This window comes from Granulimonas faecalis, from assembly GCF_022834715.1.
Lineage (GTDB): Bacteria > Actinomycetota > Coriobacteriia > Coriobacteriales > Atopobiaceae > Granulimonas > Granulimonas faecalis.
Genome location: NZ_BQKC01000002.1, coordinates 98,661 through 112,517, shown reverse-complemented (window position 1 = coordinate 112,517; position 13,857 = coordinate 98,661). Strand labels below are relative to the sequence as shown.

Below are 13,857 nucleotides of genomic sequence, written 5' to 3'. Positions count from 1 at the left end.
CATCAGCTCTTTTCTGTAGTTGTCTTGTCCGGACGTCGTGGCCGCCCGAGGTGCCCGAGGAGCGAGGGGCCGCGCCAGAGGACGACGTTGGCGAGGCAGAGGGCCACGGCCGACGCCGCGGGGGGCGGCGGTGCGGTGACCACGGGGCCGAGCGCCACGGTGGCGGCCCAGGCGACAAAGCAGCCGAAGGCCCCGTAGGGCATCCGATAGGCGGCGAGGGCCGCCATGGCAGCCACGCAGCGGACCGCCGTGGGCGGGTCGATGCGGCCCCCGGCCCACAGGGTGACCGCGCAGGCGGCGAGGCCGGCCACCGCCGCCTTGCCACGGGTCCCCCGCAGCAGGAGGGCGGGCAGGGGCCCGAGGATCCCGAAGGAGACCAGGGCTCCCAGGGCGAGGGATCCCACGGCGGCCGAGGGGCCTGGGCCGAAGGGGTCCGTCGGTGCGGCGGCGGTCAGGGCGCATACCGCCACGGCGGTCCAGGTCGCGGCCCTGAGGGGCGACACCTTCGTGGCCATGGACAGCTGCACGACGGAGAGGGACACCGCCCTCCGGTCCTGCCAGCACAGGATGCAGGCGGTGAGGACGAGGGCGAGGCAGAAGGTCGTCTGATAGGTCAACGGGACTCCTCAGGGCTATGGGTGCGCGACGGGTGCAGGGCCGTCGCGAGGAACAGGGCGGTCAGGGAGACGGAGAGCAGCGGTGCGGCGACAGAGACCGCGTCTGCCACGGGGGCGGGGACGGGGATGCTGGCCTCGGCCCAGAGCCATGCTCCCCCGTTGAAAAGGACGTGGCATAGGATGGCCCAGGCCAGTCCCCTCACCTCCCGTAGCGAAGCGAGGGAGGCTCCCGCCGCTACGAGCCAAAGAAGGTCGTCGGGCCTGCCGTGGCAGAGGGCGAACAGGCCCGCGGAGATCGCCACGGCCGCCGGCCTCCCGAAGCGCCCGTCGCAGTAGGGCTGGATGGCCCCCCGGAAGAGGAGCTCCTCCGCCACCGGTGCCGCGAACACGGCGGAAAGGGCCGCGAGCGCCCCGACCGGGGAGGCGTCCCCTGTCACCGAGGCGTCCGCCTGGGCGCCGGCCCAGGCGAGGGCGAGGGCCGCGGCAGGCAGCGCGGGGGACGGCTCGCCCTTCGACGGGGGGCGCCTCCCGGCCCGGTGTCCGACGACCCAGGGGAGGCATACCGCGGCGAGGAGCACCCTCGCCAGGAGGTTCACGACCTCGGGGCGTCCATCCCCTACGACAGTCCCGGCGACGAGGGCGCATCCCAAGGGGAGTGCCATAGAGACGGCCCAGAGGGCCGCCAGCCGTGCCAGCCCCCCGGATACGGTTCGAATGCTGTTGGCCATGGGACCCTCCTCCCCTCCCCTGCGCCCTGCCTGAAAACTTCCAGTGTCGTCAATGTTATCGGAACGAGGTCGTGGCCCGTGACACCCCGTGTCATGGGTGGGTCCCGACCGGTGCCACTGTCAGCCTATTAGCCTGACAGGCTGTAAGGCATAATGACCCCCCCTGACCCTTCGCGGTCCCAAGGGGGCCTCCCGGCGGCAGGGTCTTTGCCGCCCCGCCTCCCAGACCCCTCCGGCCGGCGCTCAGTCGCCGGCCGATCGACCCTTGAAAGACGGGCCCGGAACATCAATCGGTCAATGGGGTACGGTCCCGCCGAAAGGGGTCCGGCGGCGACCGTCGGCCCAGCCCTCGCGACGGTCCTGATCCACGGCCCCTCCCGGGGCCCCTTGTGATGATGTTCCGGCAGAACCTCCCGGCGGATCGGTGCGCCTCACGGGGGCCCTGGTGGGGGTCTTCCAGAGACCGGTCGAGGGGGACCTCTGAGAGCCGCCCCGGGCGGGAGGCCGTCGCCGGGCGGGCCCCGGTGGCGACGGGTCGGGGCCATCCCGGAAAGGGGCGGGGTGCGGTCCCCGGCGCCGCGGCCTCTGGAGGAGGAAAGGGGGGCGGCGGTCCTTCCGGGGCGACCGTGGGGACCTGTCCGGGACCCCTCTCGGACGTCCTCCCGGCGGTGCCTCCGGGGTTTCGCCGGCCCCCTCGAGGGCTTCGCAGTACGGCGGGAGATAGGTGGGGCACAAGATAATCTATACAACCGCATCGCCATGGCTCCGACGGGCCCTGGCGCCGGAGGCGCCGCGCGATTCCCTTATGCTCTTCAACGACCCGAGACCCCCATGTCCGTCATTGTCCCCACCGAGCCGGGTTTCCGACCCTCTACCTGCATCCCATCGCCCCCTACGGCCGCCCCCGCCGGCGGGTCCTGCCACAGGCCCCGCCAGGGCTCTCCCGGGACCCCCGCAGGTAGCTTCCCTGCGAGAGTCCTTCCGTTTGGCTCCTGGCGTCGGACCCTCCGGGGCCCTCCCCGGAGGGGTGCTTAAGGTGCGTCGTCCCGGCCCGTCCGCGCGGCCCTCTGCGGCCGGCGGGTCCCGCGTCCCCCACCGCCCTGGGGTCCCGGCGGTGGCCCTTTTCCCCAAGGGTCTGGCGGACCGTTTCCCGCCCCCCTCGGAAGGGGTCTATCAAGGGCCTCCTTCCCGGAACCCCTCTTCCGGGCACCCCCTGCCGGCCCCCCTTTCGACCGTCTCCCGAGAGGCTCTGCCGGCACGTTCCGCCGGGACCCTTCGCCGGCCCTCCGCCAAGGCCTCCGGCGCGGCCTTCCCCGGGGACCCGGCAAGGGCCTTCCCGGAAGGTTTTCGGACGGGGCCCCCGCCGGGCCTGTCTGCCGCGGCCCCCTCCAAGGGTCGGAGCCCCTCTTGGGCCCCTGCGGGAGGGTATGGTCCGGAGGCGTCGCTGAGGAGTTTCCAAGGAGGGTCCCAAGGGGGTGCCGTCCGATGTTTTCGCGCTGCGGTTCCATTACGGACGTTTATATGACGGAGCCCCATGGGGGGCACCGGCGGACCGGTGCGACGGAGGCGCCGCCAGGGGTCTTCGGCAGGACCCCGCGGAGGGTTGGCGGTGGGGTGTCTTCAGGGAAACCCTGTCAGGCTGATAGGCTGAGAGTCTGTCAGGCTGTTAGTACCGACCCATGGCCCCTCCGCCAGATCCTCGGAGAAGGGCGGTCTCAAGGGTGCCTCTTGCCGGGGCCTCGGCGGATGGTTTTCGCCAGAGGTTTCCGGCGGGGGGTCTGGCGGGGGCACGAAAAAAAGCCCCCGGCACGTAGCCGGGGGCATATCGAAGGAAACGGCGTCTTCGGTGCGGGGCGCACCCTCCGCCCGGGGCCGCGGACCCTGTCGGTCACGCGGCGCGCGGGGGTGCCGGGCAGCCCCTTGTCAGGCGACCTGGTCGTAGGCCCCGGGAGCCGGGGCGGGCACGGGGGCAGGCTGCCCCGTGCGGGGTGCCCAGGACTCGACCATGATGTCTCGGACGGAGGCCACGCGGACCGTCTGCTTGAAGCGGGTCTCGCCGGTCTGCTTGTCGGTGAAGGTGGAGGAGCTCATCTGGGCGACGATGCTCACCACGTCCACCTCGCCCTTGAACATACGCATCAGGATGTCCTCGTGGAACTGGCCGGTGTTGCGGTCGGCGAAGACGGGGACCTCGATGTCGATGAAGGAGTAGCCGTGGCGCTGCTCGGTGGCGGGGGTGCCGTCGGTGTTGAACACCTGGGCGCCGTTCTTGTAGACCGGCTGCTGGCTGGCGAAGTCGTCCTTGACCATCAGGGTGAGGCGCCAGTTGTGGCAGCGGCCGTTGTCGAAGCAGACGACGTTGGGGCGGCCGCCCTTCTTGGAGGCGATCTTGCCGGAGAGCATGACCTTGTTCATTGACATCCCTTTCTGTCGGGCTGGATTGGCGGGTTCCGTGGAGGTGGGGCCCCGGTCCTTGCGGGGCCCCACGCACCGGTCGCTACTGGGTCTGGATGAAGGGGCTGTCGGCCACCGCCGGGGGCACCGGGGCGGCGGTCACGGCGGCCTGCGGCTGCTGGACGGGGGCGTCGGCACGCTTGGCGGCACTGCTCGTGAAGTCGATCTCCTCGACCACCACCTCCACCTTGGAGCGGGTCTTCTGGGTGTCCTTGTCGATCCAGCTGCGCTGGTCGAGGTGGCCCTGGACGGTGGCGCGGGTGCCCTTGGTCATGTACTGGGCGATGGCGCTGGCGCGGCCGCCGTACAGGACGCAGTCGAAGTACTTCGGCTTGTCCTCGTACTCGCCGGTCTCCTTGTTCTGCACGGAGCGCGAGACGGCCAGGGAGAAGTTGAGCACCGGGGTGCCGCCGGCGGTGGCGCGCAGCTCGGCGTCGTGGGTGAGGTTGCCGGACAGGGCGACGGTGTTGATGCCGTTCATGGGTGGTTCCTTTCTCATCGGTGTGTCTCGAGGTGACCGTTCCTTAGGTCCCTCTCACATAGGTCCTGTCGTCGCGGTGATCCGCGACGCAACTCCTCGTGGGGCGGTCGGTTCCCGGTTCGGTCAGGCCCTCCCCTTCTCCGGGGCCCCCTTGGCCGCCATCCCGAGGCGGTCGGTGAGCCAGGCGTAGGCGACGGCGGCGGCCACCGCCACGGCGAAGGCCGTCGGGTCGAGGACGCAGGCCGCCTCGCCCTCGGGAGTGGTTCCGGCCGTGGCGGTCATGAGGCAGACGAACCCTGCGACGCAGGCCACGGCTGCGCAGGCCATGCGGGCCAGGTCGACGGGCTTGAGGCTTTCCATGGGGCTCCTTCCCTTCCGTCCGTCAGACCAGGGAGGGGACCATGGACTCGGAGTCGAAGTCCCACTCGGAGTTACGGGTGATGAAGCTGGTGGGCACGGCCTCCGCGGAGACGAGGTAGGGGTCGTAGGCCGCGTCTGCGCCGTCGATGGAGCAGAGGGCGGTGAGGGTGTCGTAGATCTCGAGGTCGAACATGGTGCCCCTCCTTCGGGTGCCGTGGGGACCGTCTCTTCACGGTCCTTCTCACAGGACTTTCGTGCCGGCGATATATTCGCCGGCCCCTGATGGGAGGCGGGTCATGGAGCGCAGGACCTTCAAAGAGGAGGGAAAGAAAAAGGCGGCCTCCGGAGAATCTTCCGGAGGCCGCGAGGTGGCAGTGGGTCCGTCGGGGCCTTCAAAGGGCCCGGACGACGTCTTCTAAGAGAAGGGGCGGCCTCCGGGGTCTTCCGGAGCCGCCTCTTGCCCTCCTATAGCGGGATCTCGGCGAGCGCGCCCAGGGTCAGGGTCGCGGGTCTCCCTGCGTCGATTCTGAAGTCGAGGGCCCTCAAGGGGACCCCGCCGCCTCGGCATACCGCATGGTGGCCTCGGTGTCGCCTGTCCTGGCGTCCCTGAAGGCCGGACCTCCGGAGTAGAGGGCGATACAGAGGGCCGAGGCGTTCACCATGGCGCGGTTCCTCCGGTGCATGGCGGTGCCCCGACGGTCGTCCGCCCCGCCGATGTAGAAGACCCGGTCCGCCATGGCCAGCATGGTCCGGTACTCACCCTGGCCGAAGCAGCCCCTCTCGGCCCACCGGGATTCCTGGCCCGGGAAGGGCACGGCCACCGCGTTGCAGATGTCGGAGCGGCCGGACCGCCCCTTGGCCTTGTGGACCGCCCAGAAGGCCAGCTGGTCGAACCCCTGGGCACCCCCTGTCAGAAACCGCCGGAAGCCATCCCGGTAGAGGGACTCGACGACCTCCACGAGCCCCGCCACCGCCCCGCGGTAGCTCCCGTGGTCGTAGCCGCAGAGCCTCTTGGGGCGGGGGCCGGTGAAGCAGACCGTCCGGGGACGCAAGGTCGAGGACCGGGCCGTCAGGTCCTCGATGTCGAGGTGGGTCATGGGTTCCTCCTTCGGGTGTCGCGGGCTCCGTCGGCCTGCCGCGGCCGGGTCACAGCACCCCGAGGTGCCGCGGCACCACGGCGACCTCGCCCCGGGGCGCCCCCGGGCCCGCCACAAGGCAGTCCACGGTGAGAAGGCCCCCGCGGCGCTGGGTGCCCAAGGGCACCAGGTCCTGCCCCTCCGGCCCCACCACGGCCCCTTCCTGGAGGCCCTCCCACACCACGTGGGTCTCCAGCAGGTCCAGGGCGTGGGCGAGCCGGTCCAGGGCGCCCACGGTGTCGGCCATGAGGAACCCCTCGTCCTGCCGGGGCGCCCCGTGAGGTGCGAGGCAGATCCCGAAGACGTCCACGTGGTCCCCCGTGGCGAGGCTGTCGGGGACGGGGATGCGGCGGTAGTGGGAGAGCCCCCGGGGAAGACCGCCGAGGCCCCTCTGGGAGAGCATCCGCGAGAGCTTTGCCGATGCCTTGCCCGGGTCCATCTCCGGCAGGTTGCTCCCGGGGACGCAGGCGTAACCCGAGAGCCGCACGGACCCTCTCCCCAAGGCGTCCCGGCAGGTGTGGCGGCGGACCTGTGCAGGGAGGAGGCTGCCGGAGCATCCCCGGTGGCCCACCGGGTCGCCCCCGAGGTGGTCCAGGGACCTAAAGACGGTGCGGTGGGTGTCGGCGGGGTCGATGTAAGAACCCTCACTCATAGCCACCCCCCTTTCCGGTCAGGAGCTCGATCACGTTCTCGATGGCGGCGACCTCACCGTCGAGCATGTAGCCGGCGTCGACTTCGTGTGGGTCGAGGTCGCCGCCCTCGTAGGCGACGTCGAGGACCGCCTTGGCCCCCTTCGCCGTCGCGAGAGACATCCTGAGCAGGTCCAGGGCGGTGGCGACGTCGCTCTTGGTCTTTTCCATGGGTTCCTCCTTAAAGGTCCTATCCCGGGCGTCCCCTTGCGGTCCTTAAGCCATGGCGCTGCCGCAGGCCTCCTCCAGGTGCCCCTGGAGGGCCAGGCGGACATCCGGGAAGCACTTGACGGCGGTCTCGACCCACCTGATCCAGAGGGTGCGGTCGCGAGTAACGAGGGAGACGGCCTCCGCGACCGTCGGGGCGGTGCCTGCTGCCTCCGCCTGGGCGGCCACCTCGGCCACGGCGCAGGAGACCGCGTCGGTGAGGTCCGGGGCCGGAGCGGCAACGGCGTCTTCGAGGCCCAGGAGCGCCAGGCACTGCTCGGCCGGGTCCTGCCCGTCCACGACGATGACGTCGTAGCAGACGTCGTCTCCGGAGCCGAACACCTCGTCGGCCTCGCAGGTCCAGACCTCTCCCTGGAGCCAGGCGTTCAGTACCGAGAGCTCCGAGTCCACGAGCTTCGATGCGGCCTGCTCCCAGGTCTCCCCCTCGCCGCGGTTCACATCGTCTTTCGAGACCCACTGGAACCCGTCGACGGAACGTGCCCGCTCGCCGAGGCTTGCGAGGACGGCGAGGTCCCATCCGTCCACCCGCCACGGGTCGCGCGGGTCACCGGATGCGACGACGGCCCTGAGATACACCCCGCGGGATGCGAGGAGCCTGGCGGCGTCTGCCGGTTCCGCTGAGAGGGCGTCCAAGCAGAGCCCCCCCAGGAGCCGGAGGTCGCGCGTGGCCTCCACCGAGGGGGCGCAGTCCGGGTCGGTCTCGTCCACCAGGAGGTAGTCCCCTGTGGGCCAGGGGCAGGGGATCAGGGCGAAGCCGTCCACGGGACCGGCCTCGAAGGCGTCCCATAGGTCGGGCTCCGTGGCGCCCTCCAGAGACGGGGCACGGCGCCCCGCCTCCACAAGCTCGCGGATGCAGTCGAGAGCGCCATCGCCCTCGAGCTTTCCGGTGTAGCCAGTGCCCTCGTAGCCCACGAGGAGCGGATTGGGGCCGAAAGGCGAGCCCACGAGCTCGTGGTCGGTGAGGCCTCCTTCGGCCACGAAGGCCACGACCTCCTCCGGTGTGCAGGCGTCCTCCAGAAGCGAACGCAGGACCCCCTCGGGGTCCCGGCGCCGGATGCCCGCCCCGTCGGTGAGCCAGTCGAGGTCGCCAAACATCGCGAGGTGGTCCGGGTGGTCGAAGTCCCGACGCGGGTTCTCGGCATACTCCTCGCGACGGGCGAAGACGCAAAGCAGGCGGCCGTCCGCGTCCCTCACGTAGGTGGGGTCGGGGAAGTTCTGCCAGAGGTCCATGGTTGGCTCCTTTCGGGGGCTATCTGCTCCGAAGGGGCCGTCCGGGCCCCTCGCGGTTACCCCCGCCCGGGCGTCGTCGCCCGGGGCACCTTGAGCGGCCCGCTCTCGGGCCTACCGAGGCAGCGCCCTCCTGAGCCCGTCTTCCGCCCCCACGGCGTCCACGATCTCCAGGAGCTCCGTGGCCTGGAAGAAGCGCCCCCGGCGCCGGTTGCCGCAGGGGCTCACCACCTGGGCCTCGCACGCCTCGTCGAGGACGTTCAGGGCCTGGCGCTCGCTCACGCCGAGGGCCTTCGCGGCGATGGCGACGGAGGTGACGGGCTGGGCCACCAGGTGGGGCAGGAGCCTCGCCGCGGCCCCCGTCCGCCTCGACCCCATGGCCTGCCGCCACCTTTCCATGACCGAGTCGACGGCCGTGGCCGCCCGGCGCCCCACGGCGACGCCGTAGAGGACCGACTCGGCCAGGCGCCCCACCAACGGGGACACGTCCCCCCCCTTGGTAGACGTCGATGGCGTCCATGTAGCGGCCGACGTCGTGGAGCAGCCCCGCCGAGAGCGGCGTCACCAGGCTGCGGCACACCCCGTCGTCTTTCAGCATGCGGTGGATGAGGGCGCGGCCGCAGCGCCCGTTGCCGTCCGCGAAGGGGTGGACGGTCTCGAACTGGCCGTGGAAGCAGGCGGCCTTGACCACGGGGTCGATGTCGTCCCTCCGGGAGAACGCGCAGAGGTCGTCCACGAGGGCGGCCACGCGCCCCGCCTGGGGCGGCACGAAGAGGGCCCCGTGGGGGCTGTAGGGGGTGCCGCCCACCCAGACCTGCTCCTCCCTGAGCCCCCAGGGCCTGCCCATGAGGGCCCCGTGGACCGAGACGACCGTGTCGCGGTCCACGGGGCCCTCGACCTCCAGGGCCCGGCCCATGGCATGGAGGTTCCGGGCGATGAGGCGCGCGTTTTCCGGGAGGTCGCCGGACACCTCGGCCCAGGCCACGTTCCTGGCGCTCGACGTGAGGTGCTCGATCTGGGAGCTCGCCGACGACTCCCCCCTCAGGAGGATGGCAGGAAGGTCGTAGCCGCGCTCCGCCTGCTCGGCGTCGAAGCGGGCGAGCTCCCGGCCGGCCTCGGAGACCAGGGGCCAGAGGTCGCCCTCGACCTCCGGGGTCTCCTCCGCGATCTCCGCCGGCACGGCCGCCCGAAAGGTCCCCAGGATCTTCCGACGCCGGCTCCGGGGAATCCATGAGTCGTCGCCGCCCGACCTCCAGGGCAGCTCCTCCCAGCCCACGGCCGGCCAAGCACCCCTCTCCGGTTCCATGGCGCACCTCCCTTCCGGATCTCGTCCCTTTACAGAAATTATAGCCGGGAAATTTCCGTTATGGTGCCCCTTTCGGAAATCCGCCGGGAAAAAGCGAGGGGCTCCGGGTTGTCCCGGGGCCCCTCGGTGCGGCCGCCCTAGGCGACCGGCTCGTAGTGGTTGATCAGGTAGCCGCCGCCCTCCACGCAGGTCTGCATGCCGATGCCGCCGTTGGCGTGCACCCAGCCCTCCACCTCGTTCCAGGTGGTGTCCCGGCTGACCTCCTTGGAGCCGGCCAGGCGGTAGGTCTGGCCGTCGACTTCGACGTACTCGGTGCGGCCGGTGATCTTGGCGCCGCTGTCGCTCCAGTCGTGGGCGATGTAGTAGCCGTCGGCCCACTCGGTGACGCCGCCGTCGGAGGCGGCCTCGGCGGTGCCGTGGGCCCTGCTGTAGTCGATGTGCCAGACGCCGTCGGAGCCCCGGTAGGTGGTGGCCGCGGCCGCGGCGGCGCCCTCGCTGGTATAGCCCGCGGACGTCCCGGACGTCTTGGCGCTGGCCCTCGCGGCAGCCCTGGCGGCGGCCACCGCGGCCTCTCGCTCGGCCACGGCCGCGTGCACCTCGGCCTTTACCGCACGGGTCGCCTCCTGCAGGTCCTCCGTCGCTCCCCTCACCTGGGAGGCGTCCCAGAAGGTGCCGGCGCGGCCCATGAGGCGCACGAGGCAGGTCGCCGCCTCGAGGCGCCCCCTCGCCCCTTCCGAGGCCAGGGCGATGTCGTCCGACGCGGAGAGTCCCTCGGCCTCCGCCAGGGGTCCTTCGGCCTCGGCCCTGGCGGTGCCTAGGGCGGCCTCCTTCTGGGCCCCGAGGCAGGCGGCCCTCATGAGGTAGGCCTCCTGGGCCAGGTCCAGGGCCTCGCCGCGGGCCTGGCGGACAGCCTCCGCGGCCGCCCCCATGGCCATGATGGAGTCCCCGGGCCCCTCCGCCGGCACCTCCGCCGGACCGTCCGCCAGCCACGCCTCGGCGGCATCCCGGGCATCGCCCTCGGGGGTGTCCCCGATGACCTGGGCGAGGGCCTCGCGCTGGCCCGCCAGGCTCCCCTGGGCCACGGCGAGCTCCGCCCGGGCGGCCCCCAGGGCCTCCACGGAGGCCTGCCAGAGCCCCGCCGAGGTGAGGGCCGCGGCCGTCACGGCCAGGGTGCAGGCGAGGGTCCCGGTCAGTCTCCCGGGGGTGCACCGGCGGTCCTTCGCGGCGCGGGTCTTGCATACGGTGCTTTCGAGGATGGCCTCCATGGCGGGTCTCCGATCTCTCTCGACGTTCCCTTCTCACGGGGGTCGCCGCCGGCGGCTCCTGCCGCCGGGGACCGGGAAGGGGCCGTCCGATCGGTCGATCATGGGTTCTTGTTGGAGGTTTTCGTAGGCACAGTCATCGATATACTTAGAAACCGCCGGTAGGTCGCAGTCCCCTGAATGGAAGTCCGAACCATCGGCCCATGAAATCCTTCTCTGTAGGACATCTGAAGGGAACGTCTTTCAGATGTCCGTCAACCGGTCCATTCCGGGACTCTCTTTCCGGGGCCCCTGCGGCCCTCTTGGTGGGAGCCTCCGGCAGGGGCTTCCCGGCGGGAGCTTCTGGCTGGGGCTTCCGGCAGAGGTTTCCGGCGGAGGCCCTCTTGGCGGGGCTTCCGGCGGGGGCTCGAAGCCCCGGTCGTTCAGGGATCCGGAAGGAGGGGTCCCGGGCATCGCGCCGTGGGGGTGGGGTCCCGGGGCCCTGGTGGGAGACCGGCTTGTCCCGGGACCGGAAGGAGGGGTCTGAAAGGGAGTATTAAAAGGTTCGAGGCCCATGGTGGGAACCCGGAAGAATCAGGGGCATCCCTACCCCTGAGGGTCCGGCCGCGCCCCATCGCCGGGGCCCTCCCTGTTCCCGTGCCCCGCCGGCTTCCCCGACGGGGAGCCGCCCTCTTCCCGGGCCCCGGGTCCCCTCGTGTCCCGGCGCCTGCGCCGGGCACAACGCCGGGCAAAAGGCCGCGTTCCACCGGGCGCAACGCCCGGTGGAACGCGGAGGCGCCGGCCCAGGGCGGGCTGGCACTGGGTTAGGATTTACCTGAACGTCCCTTTGGCTTCCTGCAAGGAGGGTCCATGGACCATTCGACGGCCCATCTGGGTGTCTCCGTCTACGTGAGGGTGGCGGGCTCGAAGCGTCTCGGCGTGGAGCCCTTCCCGCAGCCGCCCGAAGGCCTTCTGGACCCCTCCACGGGAGGCGGCAGGCACCACCCGGACCTGCTTCCCCCCTACCCGAGGTCGGCCGAGAGTGTCTCACCGGCCTCCATGGGCCTTGCGGTGGATTACCTGACGCGCCTCGACCAGGGCGCCACCCCGGAGTCGGCCTTCTCCATCTCCCTCCGGGGGGCGCGGAACCTCGGTGAGGACCGGAGGGCCGAGGAGCTTCTGGCCCGGGTCGCCCGCGGGGGCGCCGAGGGCGTGGCGGCGGCCTTCGCCCTGTCGTCCTACGATCAGGCCTACCGCCGGGGCCCGGCCTTCTTCAAGGGGGAGGGCAGGGTCCCGAACGGGGCCGCCCTGGAGAACGTGGCGGCCATGAGGCGATACATGGGGCGGTTCTTCGACGCCTACGGCCCCATGGTCTGGGACGGCCCCACCTTCGACGGGGCCTACACCGCCTGCGTGTCGGCCGGTGACGCCGACTTCGTCTGCGGGGACACCCTCTGGGACATGAAGGTGAGCTCCTACGGGGCGACGGCCCTGCAGACCCTGCAGCTCCTCGTCTACTGGCGTCTCGGCATGCACTCCGACCGGGCCGCCTTCTGGGAGGGCGTCCGCCATGTAGGCATCGTGAACCCCCGCAGGGCCACCACCAGGCGCTGGGACCTCGACAGGGTCCCGGAGAGCACCGTCGAGACCATCGACCGCGAGCTCATCGGCTACGGCGTCTCGCCCGTCGTCGGCTGAGGCAGGGGCCGGCCCCACAGGGCGGCCATGAAGGCCCCGGCGGCCTCGGCCCCTGCCGAGAAGGCCTCGCGGCGGCGCCTCCGCAGGGCCCCCTTGCCGAGGGGCGGGGGTCGTCGTCGAGGCCGCAGGCCGCACACACCCCGGCGCGGTACCCGTCGAAGAAGGAGTCCCTGACAGCCGTCGCGGCCTTCCGGTCGAGGCCTCTCCAAAGGCCCATGGCCGAGGCGGCCCAGGCGCGGGTACCTGTGGCGGTCACGGCGTCGTAGGTCTCGACGAACTCCCCCACCGCCCTCTCCGGGCCCGCCACCGCCACCTGGCAGCCGCACCCTGCCACGGCGACGGGAAACGCCGTCCCCAGGGCCTTCGCGACCCTCTCCTGCCAGAGCTCGGGCACCTTGAGGCGACGGGGCTCCGGGGGTCTGCCCGGGCCGTCGGCCTGAACGTCGGGGACGTCGGAGAGTCTCATCCCGTGGGAGGCCATGGGGAGGAAGGCACTGAAACGGGTCGGCGTGGGCCCGGCGGACCTCCCCACCGGAAACAGCGACCCGAATCTCGCGGCGCCATGTCCGCGACCGTCCATGGACCCTCCCGATATAGTTGCCTGCAAGGAAAAAAAGAAAAGGGCCGTCACCCGGAGACCATGGGAGGGGGACGGCCCTCGTCCCGGTCCTGTGTGACCGGGTCGGGAATATCATGCGGCACCCCCTCGGGGGAGCCGCCGGAGGACCTGCAGGCCTCCGATCGAAACTGTCACCAAGCATATCCCATCTTCGCGGTCCCTGTCGGGGTCGGGTCCCGGGACGCCCGAAAAGAGGGGGCGCATCCGGTCGGGTGCGCCCCCTTTGAGGCAAGGGCTATCGGGGGACGGCCTCTGCCAGGGCCTCGCGCTGGCGGGCGCCGAGCCCTGCCACGCGGCGCTTCTCCGGGATGCCCAGCTCCTCCATGATCTTGGCCACCTTGGCGTTGCCGAGGCCCGGCAGGGCCTTGAGCAGGGACCTCACGGGCAGCCGGCGGCAGGTCTCGTCGTCGGAGGCCAGCACCTCGGCGACGGTCGTCGTGCCGTCCTTGACGCGGGCGAGGAGCTCGGCGCGGGCGTGGCGGGCGGCGGCGGCCTTGGCGAGGTTCGCGGCGCGCTGCTCGGGGGTGAGGTCGGGAAGTGCCATGGGTATCTCCTCTCGCCCCCCATCAGGGGGGTCGTTCTCCTTGACTGTCAGATGGCGCCTACCCTGATATACCCCGGGGTAGGCGCTTTTCGGTCGATCTTTTAGAAGGGGCTTTCGGGGGACGGCGCTGCCGCCCGGTGCCGTCGGGACCCCGGGTCAGGCGTCCAGGGCCCGGAACAGCTCGGCCGCGTCGGGGTACGTCTCGTGGGGTCCGGCGGCCAGGGCCAGGGCCTCGGCCACGGCCTCCAGGGTCTCGGCGTTGGGGGTGTCGTCGGCGGCGGGCAGGTCCCCGGGGCCTGCGCCAGGGCCTTTGCCGAACGGGTCGGTCCCGGTCGTCTTGGCGGCGTCTCCCACGGCCCCTCCCTTCGGTCGTCACCCCGGGCCCGCCTGCGGGGACGGGGCGGTTGGGCTATGCTCTAGGTGTCGGCACCAGGGCATGGCCCGGTGCGGCGGGCGGCCTCCCACGTGGCCGCCCACGGGTTGAAACTGTGTTAAGTAGGGGCAGATCTTGCATCCGGGGGAAACGGGT

The 13,857-nt window shown here is 71.6% G+C and carries 16 protein-coding genes and 1 pseudogene; 2 read left to right on the top strand and 15 right to left on the bottom strand.

Annotated features, from left to right (window positions below):
- Positions 1 to 2: 2 nt before the first annotated feature.
- The 12 genes and pseudogenes from OR600_RS09775 to OR600_RS09720 all read right to left on the bottom strand — a co-directional run.
- Positions 3 to 617, bottom strand: a complete 615-nt coding sequence (locus OR600_RS09775; RefSeq protein WP_135978607.1) for a hypothetical protein — start codon at positions 615 to 617, stop codon at positions 3 to 5.
- Positions 614 to 1,345 carry a CPBP family intramembrane glutamic endopeptidase gene (locus OR600_RS09770; RefSeq protein WP_135978606.1) on the bottom strand — a complete coding sequence of 244 codons (732 nt, stop codon included), beginning with the start codon at positions 1,343 to 1,345 and terminating at the stop codon, positions 614 to 616. The genes OR600_RS09775 and OR600_RS09770 overlap by 4 nt, the downstream gene beginning before the upstream one ends.
- Positions 1,346 to 3,268: 1,923 nt before the next feature.
- The gene (locus tag OR600_RS09765) at positions 3,269 to 3,760 is read right to left on the bottom strand and encodes a hypothetical protein (RefSeq protein WP_265591132.1); all 492 of its coding nucleotides are present in this window, start codon (positions 3,758 to 3,760) and stop codon (positions 3,269 to 3,271) included.
- Between the two features lie 82 nt (positions 3,761 to 3,842).
- Entirely contained in the window at positions 3,843 to 4,280 is a 438-nt protein-coding gene (locus tag OR600_RS09760; protein ID WP_168354097.1) for a single-stranded DNA-binding protein, read from the bottom strand.
- Positions 4,281 to 4,403: 123 nt separating this feature from the next.
- A complete protein-coding gene (locus OR600_RS09755; protein ID WP_265591131.1) occupies positions 4,404 to 4,640 on the bottom strand; it encodes a hypothetical protein in 237 nt (78 codons plus the stop codon).
- Between the two features lie 22 nt (positions 4,641 to 4,662).
- Entirely contained in the window at positions 4,663 to 4,833 is a 171-nt protein-coding gene (locus OR600_RS09750) for a hypothetical protein (RefSeq protein ID WP_168354096.1), read from the bottom strand.
- A 349-nt stretch (positions 4,834 to 5,182) separates the two neighbouring features.
- Positions 5,183 to 5,737 carry an SLOG family protein gene (locus tag OR600_RS09745; protein ID WP_265591130.1) on the bottom strand — a complete coding sequence of 185 codons (555 nt, stop codon included), beginning with the start codon at positions 5,735 to 5,737 and terminating at the stop codon, positions 5,183 to 5,185.
- 49 nt (positions 5,738 to 5,786) lie between these two features.
- On the bottom strand, positions 5,787 to 6,428 hold the full coding sequence (locus tag OR600_RS09740; RefSeq protein WP_265591129.1) for a hypothetical protein: 642 nt from the start codon (positions 6,426 to 6,428) through the stop codon (positions 5,787 to 5,789).
- The gene (locus OR600_RS09735) at positions 6,421 to 6,636 is read right to left on the bottom strand and encodes a hypothetical protein (RefSeq protein ID WP_265591128.1); all 216 of its coding nucleotides are present in this window, start codon (positions 6,634 to 6,636) and stop codon (positions 6,421 to 6,423) included. The genes OR600_RS09740 and OR600_RS09735 overlap by 8 nt, the downstream gene beginning before the upstream one ends.
- A 45-nt stretch (positions 6,637 to 6,681) precedes the next feature.
- Positions 6,682 to 7,923 carry a hypothetical protein gene (locus tag OR600_RS09730; protein ID WP_265591127.1) on the bottom strand — a complete coding sequence of 414 codons (1,242 nt, stop codon included), beginning with the start codon at positions 7,921 to 7,923 and terminating at the stop codon, positions 6,682 to 6,684.
- A 111-nt stretch (positions 7,924 to 8,034) separates the two neighbouring features.
- Positions 8,035 to 8,406 (bottom strand): hypothetical protein, encoded by a 372-nt coding sequence (locus OR600_RS09725; protein WP_265591147.1) that lies wholly within the window; start codon positions 8,404 to 8,406, stop codon positions 8,035 to 8,037.
- Between the two features lie 118 nt (positions 8,407 to 8,524).
- A pseudogene (locus OR600_RS09720) lies at positions 8,525 to 8,836 on the bottom strand (Fic family protein); the annotation flags it as partial.
- A gap of 19 nt (positions 8,837 to 8,855) precedes the next feature.
- On the opposite strand from OR600_RS09720, the gene OR600_RS09715 reads away from it, so the two are divergent.
- On the top strand, positions 8,856 to 8,987 hold the full coding sequence (locus OR600_RS09715) for a hypothetical protein (RefSeq protein ID WP_265591146.1): 132 nt from the start codon (positions 8,856 to 8,858) through the stop codon (positions 8,985 to 8,987).
- A 376-nt stretch (positions 8,988 to 9,363) separates the two neighbouring features.
- On the opposite strand, the gene OR600_RS09710 is transcribed toward OR600_RS09715, so the two are convergent.
- Positions 9,364 to 10,491: a hypothetical protein gene (locus OR600_RS09710; protein ID WP_265591126.1), complete on the bottom strand. Its 1,128-nt coding sequence runs from the start codon at positions 10,489 to 10,491 to the stop codon at positions 9,364 to 9,366.
- An 846-nt stretch (positions 10,492 to 11,337) separates the two neighbouring features.
- Between OR600_RS09710 and OR600_RS09705 the strand changes: the two genes are divergently transcribed.
- Positions 11,338 to 12,165 carry a hypothetical protein gene (locus tag OR600_RS09705; RefSeq protein ID WP_265591125.1) on the top strand — a complete coding sequence of 276 codons (828 nt, stop codon included), beginning with the start codon at positions 11,338 to 11,340 and terminating at the stop codon, positions 12,163 to 12,165.
- Between the two features lie 854 nt (positions 12,166 to 13,019).
- Here OR600_RS09705 and mihF read toward each other — a convergent pair.
- On the bottom strand, positions 13,020 to 13,328 hold the full coding sequence (gene mihF, locus OR600_RS09700) for an integration host factor, actinobacterial type (protein ID WP_135978596.1): 309 nt from the start codon (positions 13,326 to 13,328) through the stop codon (positions 13,020 to 13,022).
- Between the two features lie 156 nt (positions 13,329 to 13,484).
- A complete protein-coding gene (locus OR600_RS09695; protein ID WP_135978595.1) occupies positions 13,485 to 13,682 on the bottom strand; it encodes a hypothetical protein in 198 nt (65 codons plus the stop codon).
- Positions 13,683 to 13,857 lie beyond the last annotated feature (175 nt).

Bases quoted from the DNA above. Each gene is read 5' to 3' on its own strand.
- OR600_RS09760 (WP_168354097.1), bottom strand. From the start codon at position 4,280: ATGAACGGCATCAACACCGTCGCCCTGTCCGGCAACCTCACCCACGAC.
- OR600_RS09705 (WP_265591125.1), top strand. From the start codon at position 11,338: ATGGACCATTCGACGGCCCATCTGGGTGTCTCCGTCTACGTGAGGGTG.
- OR600_RS09730 (WP_265591127.1), bottom strand. From the start codon at position 7,923: ATGGACCTCTGGCAGAACTTCCCCGACCCCACCTACGTGAGGGACGCG.
- OR600_RS09715 (WP_265591146.1), top strand. From the start codon at position 8,856: ATGAGGCGCGCGTTTTCCGGGAGGTCGCCGGACACCTCGGCCCAGGCC.
- OR600_RS09745 (WP_265591130.1), bottom strand. From the start codon at position 5,737: ATGACCCACCTCGACATCGAGGACCTGACGGCCCGGTCCTCGACCTTG.
- OR600_RS09735 (WP_265591128.1), bottom strand. From the start codon at position 6,636: ATGGAAAAGACCAAGAGCGACGTCGCCACCGCCCTGGACCTGCTCAGG.
- OR600_RS09740 (WP_265591129.1), bottom strand. From the start codon at position 6,428: ATGAGTGAGGGTTCTTACATCGACCCCGCCGACACCCACCGCACCGTC.
- OR600_RS09750 (WP_168354096.1), bottom strand. From the start codon at position 4,833: ATGTTCGACCTCGAGATCTACGACACCCTCACCGCCCTCTGCTCCATC.
- mihF (WP_135978596.1), bottom strand. From the start codon at position 13,328: ATGGCACTTCCCGACCTCACCCCCGAGCAGCGCGCCGCGAACCTCGCC.
- OR600_RS09710 (WP_265591126.1), bottom strand. From the start codon at position 10,491: ATGGAGGCCATCCTCGAAAGCACCGTATGCAAGACCCGCGCCGCGAAG.
- OR600_RS09770 (WP_135978606.1), bottom strand. From the start codon at position 1,345: ATGGCCAACAGCATTCGAACCGTATCCGGGGGGCTGGCACGGCTGGCG.
- OR600_RS09755 (WP_265591131.1), bottom strand. From the start codon at position 4,640: ATGGAAAGCCTCAAGCCCGTCGACCTGGCCCGCATGGCCTGCGCAGCC.
- OR600_RS09765 (WP_265591132.1), bottom strand. From the start codon at position 3,760: ATGAACAAGGTCATGCTCTCCGGCAAGATCGCCTCCAAGAAGGGCGGC.